At 53.1% G+C, this 11,709-nt stretch carries 9 protein-coding genes; 3 read left to right on the top strand and 6 right to left on the bottom strand.

Annotated features, from left to right (window positions below; translation table 11 throughout):
- Window positions 1-6: 6 nt before the first annotated feature.
- Both DYH27_RS00580 and rpmH read right to left on the bottom strand, forming a co-directional pair.
- The gene (locus DYH27_RS00580) at window positions 7-786 is read right to left on the bottom strand and encodes a PASTA domain-containing protein (protein WP_013670635.1); all 780 of its coding nucleotides are present in this window, start codon (window positions 784-786) and stop codon (window positions 7-9) included.
- A gap of 199 nt (window positions 787-985) precedes the next feature.
- Window positions 986-1,141 (bottom strand): 50S ribosomal protein L34, encoded by a 156-nt coding sequence (gene rpmH, locus DYH27_RS00575; protein ID WP_004354441.1) that lies wholly within the window; start codon window positions 1,139-1,141, stop codon window positions 986-988.
- Between the two features lie 233 nt (window positions 1,142-1,374).
- On the opposite strand from rpmH, the gene efp reads away from it, so the two are divergent.
- The gene (efp, locus tag DYH27_RS00570; protein WP_004354453.1) at window positions 1,375-1,941 is read left to right on the top strand and encodes an elongation factor P; all 567 of its coding nucleotides are present in this window, start codon (window positions 1,375-1,377) and stop codon (window positions 1,939-1,941) included.
- Window positions 1,942-2,500: 559 nt separating this feature from the next.
- Here efp and DYH27_RS00565 read toward each other — a convergent pair.
- On the bottom strand, window positions 2,501-4,378 hold the full coding sequence (locus tag DYH27_RS00565) for a heavy metal translocating P-type ATPase (protein ID WP_025067858.1): 1,878 nt from the start codon (window positions 4,376-4,378) through the stop codon (window positions 2,501-2,503).
- 304 nt (window positions 4,379-4,682) lie between these two features.
- Here DYH27_RS00565 and dusB point away from each other — a divergent pair, with 304 nt between their 5' ends.
- Complete coding sequence (gene dusB, locus DYH27_RS00560) at window positions 4,683-5,642, top strand: tRNA dihydrouridine synthase DusB (RefSeq protein ID WP_025067859.1); 960 nt, start codon at window positions 4,683-4,685, stop codon at window positions 5,640-5,642.
- Window positions 5,643-5,770: 128 nt separating this feature from the next.
- Here the strand turns inward: dusB and secDF are convergent, their stop codons facing one another.
- The 3 genes from secDF to DYH27_RS00545 form a co-directional block, all read right to left on the bottom strand.
- On the bottom strand, window positions 5,771-8,794 hold the full coding sequence (gene secDF / locus DYH27_RS00555) for a protein translocase subunit SecDF (protein ID WP_004354426.1): 3,024 nt from the start codon (window positions 8,792-8,794) through the stop codon (window positions 5,771-5,773).
- 106 nt (window positions 8,795-8,900) lie between these two features.
- Complete coding sequence (locus DYH27_RS00550; RefSeq protein ID WP_025067860.1) at window positions 8,901-10,001, bottom strand: endonuclease/exonuclease/phosphatase family protein; 1,101 nt, start codon at window positions 9,999-10,001, stop codon at window positions 8,901-8,903.
- 115 nt (window positions 10,002-10,116) lie between these two features.
- Window positions 10,117-11,073: a rhomboid family intramembrane serine protease gene (locus DYH27_RS00545; protein ID WP_004354472.1), complete on the bottom strand. Its 957-nt coding sequence runs from the start codon at window positions 11,071-11,073 to the stop codon at window positions 10,117-10,119.
- 216 nt (window positions 11,074-11,289) lie between these two features.
- Here DYH27_RS00545 and DYH27_RS00535 point away from each other — a divergent pair, with 216 nt between their 5' ends.
- A complete protein-coding gene (locus DYH27_RS00535; RefSeq protein ID WP_013670642.1) occupies window positions 11,290-11,565 on the top strand; it encodes an HU family DNA-binding protein in 276 nt (91 codons plus the stop codon).
- The last annotated feature ends 144 nt before the right edge of the window (window positions 11,566-11,709 follow it).

Genomic DNA, 11,709 nt, shown 5'->3' with positions numbered 1-11,709 from the left:
GCGTCTTTACTCTGTTGGTTTCGATGAGGACGGGTCAGCAGGAAGCCCCGACTGTGACGAAGCTCCCGGACTTCCTGTCCCCGGCTTTCCGTGTCCTTCCTCTATCTCGTTGCCGTTCTCGTCGACGGGAACTTCCACATACTCTTCCACCTCGTCGTATTTCGGCATTTTCTCTTCCACCTCGACATCTTCATATTCCGGCTCGTTCAGTCCGGCCGTATCGCTGATCTCGCGCGTACCGTCGCCCACCTGCAGGACGATGACAGCATCCGCAGGTACACGGTCGCCTGCCTGCACGTGCTTTCCGTTGACGAGAATCCCGTAGATCCAGTCTTTCTCTCCCGGTATGTATTCCGGCTCGCCTACCTTGAAGCCCATCGAGAGCAGCTGTGCCTGCGCCTCACGGAGCGAATTGTTGTCGATGATGTCGGGAATGACGAGCGACGGCGCACTGGCAGCGTTGATGGTCACGTAGATCACATGGGTGGACTTGATGCGCTTGCCGCCGGCCGGCGACTGCTCGAGAATGCAGTCGGGGGGAAGATTCTTCACATATCCCGTGTCGGTCACTTCTATCGTCAGACCGACCTTGTCCATGATGTCGACCGCCTCGTCATACTGTTTGTGGATTACATCCGGCACCACGATGGATTCGCCGTGATGGGTATAGAAGTCAAGTCCGAACCTGACTCCTATCGCCAGCATCAGCACGAGGATGACGATGGCAAGGATGTTGCCCCAGACATACGTACTGTTGAATTTATGGAAGAATTCTCTTGATGTCATTCAAATCGTTTACTTGTCTACCGATGCGCCTGTCCGTTGTCAGCCCGTCAACCTGTCAAACCGTTCACTTGCCACCCCGTCAAACCGTCTTGCAATAATGGGACAAAGGTAGATAAAAAAACGGAAAGGAGCAAAGATTAGTCTCTACTTCTTTCCGTTTTCGCATGAAAACCCACAAGGGGGAAATGCGTGTTTCTTCTTACTTCCCGTGGTGCTCGTCAGAAACGGTTAACTTCTTACGACCCTTGGCACGACGAGCAGCCAGTACACGACGACCGTCCTTTGTTGCCATTCTCTCGCGGAAACCGTGCTTGTTTACACGACGACGGTTGTGCGGCTGAAATGTTCTTTTCATTTTCTTGTCCTATTTTTGTTGTTATTTTTTTATTGTTGAAGTGCGGGATTGCAAGTCGATATGACGAAACCTGCCGTTATGGGTTGCAAAATTACTTAATCTTTTTGAATTAACCAAGGAAACGGTGTTTTTTACGCCTGTTATTTATGTTTTTTTCTATATTTTCCGTAACTTTGCACCGCATTGGCGAGACCTCATTGCGTAAAAAGTAACAAATTAGATATTAACAGATTATGATCAATTCACAGGAAATCAAGATCGGAACATGTATCCGTCTTGATGGCAAAATTTGGACCTGCATCGACTTCCAGCACCGCAAGCCGGGCAAGGGAAACACCGTTATGATTACCAAGCTGAAGAATGTGTCCGACGGCCGTGTGCTGGAGCGTACATTCCAGGTGGGATTCAAGCTCGAGGACGTGCGTGTGGAGCGTCGTCCTTACCAGTACCTTTATCAGGATGCCACGGGCTACATCTTCATGAACCAGGAGACTTTCGAGCAGATTCCAATCCCCAAGCACCAGATTACCGGTTCTGATTATATGAAAGAGGGTGACGTGGTAGAAGTTGTCACAGACACCTCCGACGGTACGATTCTCCTTGCCGAAATGCCTGTCAAGACGACACTGACCATCACGCACAGCGAGCCGGGCATCAAAGGCAACACCGCCACCAACGCTACCAAGCCTGCAACACTTGAGACGGGTGCCGTTGTACGTGTTCCGCTCTTCATCAACGAGGGTGAGGTCATCCAGATCGACACCCGCACCGGCAGCTACCTGGGCCGCGTGAACGCATAAGGAAGCCTTTGGCGGAAACGGGAAGAGGCAGGTCTGTCCTAAAATCCCACGTTGGACTTTTCATATGGACACTGCCGGCTCTTTGTATCTTTTGCTCTTATGCGGCATACTTCTCCCTCAGTCGCACAACCCCGGCAATGCTTCTTCAGGAAAACAGACAGCTCTTGCCCATTTAAAAGACAAATCACCGCAAAGGACATTTTCAGAACCTCCTTAAAGGCAACCAATAAGAAAGAGGATGTATCAGCCAATGATACATCCTCTTTTTTTAAAGGAGTATTCTGAAAATTCCACGTTGGACTTCTGTTTATCATGGACATTGTCGGCTCTTTGTTTCTTTTCGCTTTTATGCGGTATATCCTGCCCGCCTGAAAGGGAAAAAGACAAAGGCAATTTCCAGTCTACAGTTGTGATGTCGTTTCACCGGCCGCCGGTATCCCTGTTCCCAACGCCCGGTACTCCTGTTCCCGACACCTGGTACTCCTGTTCCCGACCGGTCGGGAATTCTGTTCCCAATCAGTCGGGACTGTTCCGTGCAGTCCGTGGAACGGTGCAGACTCTATCTTGCACGCATCGCATTGAGTACGGCAAGCACCATCACACCGACGTCGGCAAAAACGGCCAGCCCCATGCTTGCCATCCCGAAAGCAGCAAGGATGAGTACGGCGAGCTTGATGCCGATGGCGAACCAGGCGTTCTCCCGGGCGATGAGGATGGTGCGCCGGGACAGTCGGACAGCAAGCGCAATCTTGGACGGCTTGTCGTCCATCAGTACGACATCGGCAGCTTCGATGGCCGCATCGCTGCCCAGTGCGCCCATGGCAATCCCCACATCGGCACGTGCCAGCACCGGAGCGTCGTTGATGCCGTCGCCGACAAAGGCCACGGTTCCCTTTCCTTTCTGCGTCTCTATGAGCCTTTCCACATGACCGACCTTGTCGGCAGGGAGCAGTCCCGCATGGTATTCCGTCACGCCGGTCTGCCCGGCAATCAGCCTGGCAGCCTCTTCTCTGTCGCCTGTCAGCATGACGGTCTTGCTGACACCAAGCTGTTTCAACAGTGTAATGGCTTCAGCGGCATCGTCCTTCAGCTGGTCGGAGATGATGACATGACCGGCATATTCACCGTTGAGGGCTACATGGACTGTCGTTCCCGTATGGTCCGCACAGCGTCTGCAAGGGTGGAGTGTAATGCCGAGAGCCTCCATCATGCGTTCATTTCCCACGCTGACGGTCTTGCCGTTGATGCTTGCCGTAATGCCCTGCCCGGCAGTCTCCCGTATGTTTTCTACCGTACAGCTGTCTGCCTCATCGGGATAGGCTGTACGCAGGGCAACGGCGATGGGATGGGTGGAGAAGCGTTCGACATGAGCGGCAAGATGGAGCAGTTCCTGTTCAGAGAGGGTTTCCGGATGGACAGCCTCAACCTCGAAAGTGCCGCGTGTCAACGTCCCGGTTTTGTCGAAAACCACCGTGGAGAGCTTTGCCAGAGCATCCATATAATTCCCGCCCTTGATGAGGATTCCTTTGTGGGATGCACCGCCGATACCGGCGAAGAATGTGAGCGGAATGGAGATGACCAGTGCGCAGGGACAGCTTACGACCAGGAAAGTCAGTGCCCGGTAGAGCCAGGAACCGAAAGCGGCAGCATAGCTGTTATAGAAAAACGGAGGGATGAACGCCAATGCGATGGCGGCAATGACCACGACAGGCGTGTAGACACGTGCGAAGCGGCGGATGAACGACTCGCTGTGCGACTTGTTCTCGCCGGCATTCTCGACAAGCCGGATGATCTTCGCAGCTGTCGACTCGCTGAAAGGCTTGTCAACGCGCACCTTCAGCACTCCGGAAAGATTGACACAGCCGGAGACGACTTCCATCCCGGCAACCACGTCACGCGGCAGGCTCTCCCCTGTCAGGGCTACGGTATTGAGACTGGAGCTGCCTTCGAGGATGGTCCCGTCCAGAGGAATCTTCTCGCCGGGCTTCACGATGACCGTCTCTCCGGTATGTACTTCTTCCGGAGATACGCCCTCTGTCTTTCCGTTCCGGCTGACAAAGGCCACGTCAGGCCGGATGTCCATCAATTCTGAGATAGAGTCGCGCGCCTTGTCTTCCGCATAGTCTTCAAAAAGCTCACCCAGCTGGAAGAACAGCATGACGAACACCCCCTCGATGAACTGCGGTTCCGCACCGGGCAGGAAACCGATAAGAAGTGCGCCGACGGTGGCAAGGCTCATGAGAAAGTCCTCGTCGAACGGGTCACCCTCCATGATGCCCTCTGCCGCCTCGCCCAATACATCGTAGCCGATGAGCAGGTAGGGTACTGCATAAACGAGCAGCACCTGCCACATAGGAAGTGCCGCATAACGCTCCACCAGCCATGCTCCTGCCAGGAGTACAGCGGTGAGAATGATTCTGATAAGTTTCCTGTTCATAATCCAAAACCTGTTACTGCATTGTTATTCTGCCGCAAAGGTAAGGATTATGTTCTGCAACCGGGTTGCAAATTTAAAAGCCAAGTACGGCTTCAGGCATGATGCCGGGAATACGGCAGTTTTTTTCTTCTCGTGCAGGCTCTATTTGACGGGTTCGGCAGGCGAAGTTCTTCCAATAGCTCAATGCTCCTTTTTACCCTTTTTACTTTTTTACCCTTTTTAGTCTTTTTACCTTTTTAGTCTTTTTACCTTTTTAGTCTTTTTACCTTTTTACTTTTCAAAGCCTTTTCTTACCTTTGCACCCATGAAAATAGGAACAATAGATTTTGGAGAGCGACCGCTGTTCCTGGCTCCGATGGAAGATGTGACGGACATCGGGTTCCGAAAGATGTGCAAGCGGTTCGGTGCAGCGATGGTATATACGGAATTTGTATCGGCCGATGCCATTATCCGGAGCATCAGGTCGACCCTGTCGAAGATGGTCATCGACGACAGCGAGCGGCCCGTGGGCATACAGATATACGGAAGGGACGTGGCTTCGATGGTTGAGGCTGCCAGAATCGTGGAACAGGCAAAGCCAGATGTAATCGACATCAACTTCGGCTGTCCGGTAAAGAAGGTAGCCGGCAAAGGTGCCGGATCGGGGATGCTGAAGAACATCCCGCTGCTGCTGGAGATAACACGCGAGGTCGTGAAGGCCGTCAGCATTCCGGTCACGGTAAAGACCCGGCTGGGCTGGGACAAAGACAACCTTGTCATCACCGACCTTGCGGAGCAGCTGCAGGACTGCGGCATCCAGGCTCTGACCATCCACGGACGTACCCGTTCGCAGATGTACACCGGCGAGGCAGACTGGACCCTGATCGGCGAAGTGAAGAAGAATCCCCGCATTCATATTCCGATTATCGGAAACGGCGATGTTACGAGCGTCAGGGAGGCCGGAGAAAAGTTCGACCGTTATGGTATCGATGCCGTCATGATCGGACGTGCCACTTTCGGCTGCCCATGGATATTCCGTCAGGGAGAAGGAGAGCTGCCCCTTGACGAGAAGATAGATGTCCTGGAGGAGATGCTGCGCATCAATGTGGAACGCATTGACGAATACCGAGGTATCATCCATACGCGCCGCCACCTGGCAGCTTCGCCCATCTTCAAGGGTATCCCCGACTTCAGACAGACACGTATCTCCATGCTCCGTGCCACGAAAATGGAGGAACTGATAACCATTCTTGAGAACTGCCGGGAAAGGCTGAGGGGAATTTGAAAGGACAGAGCGAAGGATGACAGGCCGGCGGACACGCTGGCTGGAGAACGCAAGCAGCCCGCTACCTCGACAGGTAGCGGGCTGCTTATATAATAAGGTGTAAGACCTTTGTTCAGATGAATGCCAGGTTAAGCCTCGGCCGGTGCTTCGGCAAGCTCATGCGAACGCTTCTCTATCCTCTTGCCCAATACGAGATAGGCAACCGGTGAAGCGATGAAGATGGAGCTCAACGTACCGATGATGATACCGATGATCATCGCAAAAGCGAAGCTGCGGATGCTGTCGCCACCGAGGATGAAGATGGAGACAAGTACTATCAACGTAGAGACCGATGTATTGATGGTACGTGAAAGGGTCTGGTTGATAGAAGAGTTGAAAATCTCCTGGATGTCTGCCTTGGCAAGATTGTGCCTGTGGTTACGGAGGTTCTCACGGATACGGTCGTAGACAACCACCGTGTCGTTGATATCGTAACCGATAACGGTAAGGATTGCACCGATGAAGGTCTGGTCGATCTCGAGCGAGAAACCTATCCAGCCGTAGCACAATGAGAAGAATCCGATAACGATGGTCGTGTCGAGGACAAGACCGACAATTGAACCGACGGAGAATCCGATGTTACGGAAGCGCAGCAGAATGTACAGGAAAATGAAGAAGATGGCCAGCAGGACGCTCAGGAACGCATTGTAAGTGATGTTCTTGGCGATGGAAGGCCCTACCTTCGCACTCTGTATGATGGAACCGCCCTCACGGATGTCCGGATTCTTGAAGTTGGCAACGCTTGTCTGGCTGACGAAGCCGCCCCTCTTCAAGGCCTTGTAGAGAATGGTCTCAGCCTTGTCGTCCTCGAGCGGGTCGTTCGACTCGATGTTATAGTTGGTCGATATACGTACCGTCTTGCCGTCCGTACCCAGCGCAATCACATTGGTCGTCGCCGGCTTTCCGGCTTTCTCACCGACGGTATTGACGAATGCACCGTTCATCACCTTGCGCACATCCTCGACCTGTGTAGGCTTGTTCAGCGTGACAACATAGTTGCGGCCGCCCGTGAAGTCGATGCTGCGGCTCAGGCCGCGGACAACGAAGCTGACGATACAGATGACGACGGCAACACCCCATACGGTGAAGCTGCGCTTGTACATACTGAGGAAGTGGAAGTTCTTTCCCTGCATGAAGTTCTTTGAGAAGCCCGTCGAGAAAGTCAGGTTCAGCCACTTGTCGTTGCTGACACGGTTCTCGAAGACAAGACGTGTCAGGAAGACAGCCGTGAAGAACGAGATGATGATACCGATGATCCATGTCGTTGCGAAACCGCGGATAGGACCTGTACCGGTCACGAGGAGGATGACACCCGTGATGAGCGAGGTGAGGTTGGAGTCGAAGATGGCCGAGAAAGCATTGCTGTAGCCTTCATGCAGTGCCTGCTTCATACCCTTGCCAAGCCGCAGCTCCTCCTTGATTCGCTCGTAGATAAGCACGTTGGCATCAACAGCCGTACCCAGTGTCAGCACGATACCGGCGATACCCGGCATGGTCAATGCCGACTGGAAAGAAGCAAGCACGCCCAGCGTGAAGAAGAGGTTGGCAATCAGCGCCAGATTGGCCATCATGCCCGGGATGACGTTGTACATGACGATCATGTAGAGCATCAGCAGGACAAAGGCAATGACAAACGAGACGAGACCCTGCTGGATAGACTGGGCACCGAGCGTAGGACCTACGACTTCCTCCTGGACAATCTTTGCCGGAGCCGGCATACGGCCCGACTTCAGCGTGTTGGCCAGGTCCTTGGTATCCTCGATGGTGAAGTTGCCCCTGATAGACGACTGACCGCCATCAATCTCACCGTCGACACGGGGAGCTGAGTAGACAACACCGTCAAGCACGATGGCTATCGCCTTACCCACGTTTGCCTTTGTCAGGGCAGCCCACTCACGGGCACCCTCGGAATTCATTGTCATGCTGACCTCAGGACGGCCGAACTGGTCGAACTGGTCTTTGGCATCTGTCACGACATCACCTTCCATCGGCGCACGACCGTCGGCAGTGGTGATCTTCAGCGCATAAAGCTCATATACGTTCTTCTTGTTCAGACCGTCTGCCGGCTTGGCTCCCCATAGAAGTTTCAGGTCGCTTGGCAGCACCTGCTTGGCAAGCGGACTGTGAATCAGCTTGTTGATGGCGGCCGTGTCACGTACGCTGGCATAACCGACGAGGCTGAGTGCATCGCCCGGAATGGTCTGCAACATGGAGAGCAGCGGGTGCATCTTCTTCAGTGCGGCCGTCTGGGCATCTTCGCCGGCAGCAGCACTCTTGTCGGCCTTGAGAGCGAACTTCGGCGTTGCAGCCGGCTTAGCCTGTGCTTTCCGGGTTGAGTCTGCGGCAACGGTATCGGCCTTGGTATCGCCGTTGGCAAGCCGCTGGTCGAGCTGTGCAAGATAAGGGGCAACCTCCTGGTTGTTGTAAGTCTCCCAGAACTCAAGATTAGCAGAACCCTGCAGGAGCTTGCGCATACGTTCCGGCTCGCGGATACCCGGCATTTCCACCATCAGACGGCCTTCCTGCCCTTCGAGCTTCTGGATATTCGGCTGGACGACACCGTACTGGTCGATACGGTTGGTAACGACATTGTAGGAGTTGTCGATAGCTGAAGCAACCTCCTCGCGGAGTGCCTTCTCCACCTCGCTGTCAGAACTCTGCGTGCTGACCTTTCCCTTGAGCTGCTGTGTCGCAAAGACCTCGGCGAGCGAATGGCCCGGCGCTACCTTGTGGTAAGCATCGATGAAAAGCGTAATGAAGTCCTTCTGGCTGGTCATCTCTTCCTGCTTGGCCTCCGCCATCGCCTTCTGGTAAGCAGCATCCTGCTTGTGGTCGGCCAGCACGTCGACAACATCGGGCACGGAAATTTCAAGTACGACATTCATACCGCCCTTCAGGTCAAGACCGAGCCCGATCTGTGTCTCAAGGCACTTCTGGTAAGAGTAGATACCCAAATACTTGACAGAATCCTTGTAATCCTGCTGCGCAATAGGGTCCTTGATCTTTGCTGCCTGACTGTCATAGTAGCTTGTCGCCACAGAGAAAGACAGGTAGAAGATACTTGCGAGCGTCAGGAGGACGGCTACGCAAATTACTAATCCTTTGTTCTGCATTTTATTATGATTGTTTTTAATTATTGTTCCGCTACACTTGATAGACGTGCAAAGATAAGCATTTTTTCACACTTTGGGAAATTTATACCTTATAAATGTGTGCTTTTTAAGGTTTTGGACGGTATTTGAGCCAGCAACAGATAGGATAATGGTCGGAAGCAGTCACACTGTTGTCTACCTTTGCGCCATAGGGTTCAAAGTCGTCAGAGCAGAAGATATGGTCGATGCGGAAGTACATTCCGCTCTTGTGATAGCTTATCCCCGGTCCGTTGCCGCTGGCTACGTAGCAGTCGGTCAGTTCCCGGGCAATTGTCCGGTGGGTGTAGCTCAGCGGACTGTCGTTGAAGTCGCCGCAGAGGATGACCGGCACTTTCCGGTCGAGATATTTCCTGACATAACGTGCCACAGCCTCTGCCTGCGGTGCCCGTCTTACGGACACACTGCCCAATTTCCTTAGAAGATGGAACGATTCATCCTTTGCCTCCCCAGTCCCCATGTTGCCTTTCACCAGCGTCTTGAACTCCTCCTTGTCATCGGTACTCAGTCCGTTGCTCTCGAGATGATTGTTGACAACGAGCGTCTTCGTCCCTTTGATGTCCACCATATAAGCCACACTCTGGTTGCTGTTCGAGCCGTAAGGAATGCTGTCCTGCCAGAGCACAGGATACCTGCTGAGCAGTACCATGTGGTCGGCACCGGGCTTTTTCTTCACCATCAGCCTGAAATAAGGATAATGCTTCTTCAGTGCGGGATAGATCCGGTCCGTGCCTTCCATGCTTGCCTGCGCCTCCTGCAGACAGACGATATCGGCCTTGCTCTTCAGAATGTAATCTACAATCGGGTTCTGCTCTCCGCCTGGCTCACTCCAGATAGAGAACATGAAGACATTGTAGGACAGCACCTTGATGGAGCCGTGCGGTTTTTCTTCAGGCAGGTTGAACGGCGAATAGGTACGGACAGGACCGTAACAGAGGAGAAAGCCCAGCAGCGGCAGCCAGACCGTACGCAGCCTGACGAAACACCACAGCACGAGAAAGCCGAGGTTGAACGCAAGGAGTATCGGGAAGCCCAGCCCCAGATTGGCCAGCAGCGGGTGGTCGACAGGATTGAGCCGGTCGACATTGCCGACCAGCAGCATCAACAGAATCACAATGCCGTTGCCGGCGACAAGCAGCCTGAACGTAAATTTCTTGATCGTCCTGTACATTTAGTCTTTATCTCATAGTCTCTGCACCGGGGACGCTTCCCGGACCGGACGGACAGGCAAGGACAGCCCAAGCTGGTCGGAGCTGTATGTCCTGTCCGGCAAGCAGCCCCGTCTGCTACTTCCTACTACTGTCAAACAGTTTCTGTTTTTCCTCTTTTGAAAGGCTGTCATAGCCACTCTTGCGTATTTTGTCAAGGATGTGATCCACCTCCTCCTGCTCCCGTCTCTTGCGTGCGTTGTAGTCCCAGTCGCTGTCGCTGCCGGCCGTATTGCCCTGAGACGTACCTGCCCAGCCGCTGCGGCTCTGCCTGTCATAACTGCCGGCACTGCGCCCCGACCGCTGTTCCCACGTATGCTTCATGCGGTCGAAGAACTGATGCCCCTTGTTCATGCCGAAGTCACCATAGCCAGAATACGGGTGTTTCCTCCAGTACCGGATAAGCAGGAAGCCGAAGAGCATACCGCCCAGATGCGCCAGATGGGCCACACCGTCGTTGCTCGTCCCCACGGCCGAGAACAGCTCCACGGCCACGGAACCCACGACAATCCACTTCGCCTTGATGGGAATGGGGATGGGGATAATGAACATACGCTCTTCCGGAAAGAGCATACCGAACGCCAGAAGCACCGCATAGATGGCACCGGAAGCCCCGACAGTGTTCATCATGTTCAGATAAACAGCCATGGGGACAACGCTGTCGCCCATCCTCACGGAATCGTACTGTGCCAGTCCTTCCACAACATAAGTGCCATATTGTGCCAGCTCCTGGCACAGACCGGCTCCGATGCCGCAGACGAGATAATAGAAAAGGAACTTCTTTGGTCCCCACACATTCTCCACGACCATACCGAACATCCACAGCATGAACATATTCATCAGGATATGCGTGAAGTTGCCGTGCATGAACATATAGGTAATGAACTGCCAGACACGAAAGTCCGGAGCCAGAAAGAAATGCAGACCGAAAAGAGCATCCAGGTCGATGTCCATCCCCCTCAAGGCATACGTGGCAATGAACACCAGCACATTGATGACAAGAAGATTCTTCGTTACTACAGGTATATTTCGCATTTGCCGTATTCTTTATTCTATAACAACATATTGTTTTAACACTGCAAAATTACGAAATTCTCCTGTCATCAAGCAGAAAACAAGCGATATAAAGGACTTTTTTTGTGATTTTCTACACTTTTCCCTGGATTTTATTTGTTTTCTAAAAGTAAACAACTATATTTGCAGCATAATCCTGAATATTATTCACAGATAATCAACAAATAAATCAAAATTATGAACAAGACAGAGTTAATCGAGAAGATTGCAGCAGGTGCCGGTTTGAGCAAGGCTGACGCAAAAAAAGCATTAGACGCAACTACAGAGGCCATCAAAGGCGCACTCGTAGCAGGTGACAAAGTACAGCTTGTAGGCTTCGGTACATTCGCAGTCAATGAGCGTCCTGCTCATGAGGGCATCAACCCCGCAACAAAGCAGAAGATACAGATTGCAGCCAAGAAGGTTGCCAAGTTCAAGGCTGGCGCAGAGCTGGCTGATGCGGTAAACGCTTGAATCTGCAAACAAGCTGCACCAGATAAGAGGCAGGCCCGACGGGCCTGCCTCTTTCCGTAACGGACTGTACCGTCTGGCGGACAGGCCGGGCGGCCGGATGCCGTGACAGAAAGGAAAGGATGACAGTCCGGGGGAATCCGGTGA

This window comes from Prevotella denticola (genome assembly GCF_900454835.1).
GTDB classification, from domain to species: Bacteria; Bacteroidota; Bacteroidia; order Bacteroidales; family Bacteroidaceae; genus Prevotella; species Prevotella denticola.
This window is presented reverse-complemented; position numbering and strand designations above follow the sequence as displayed.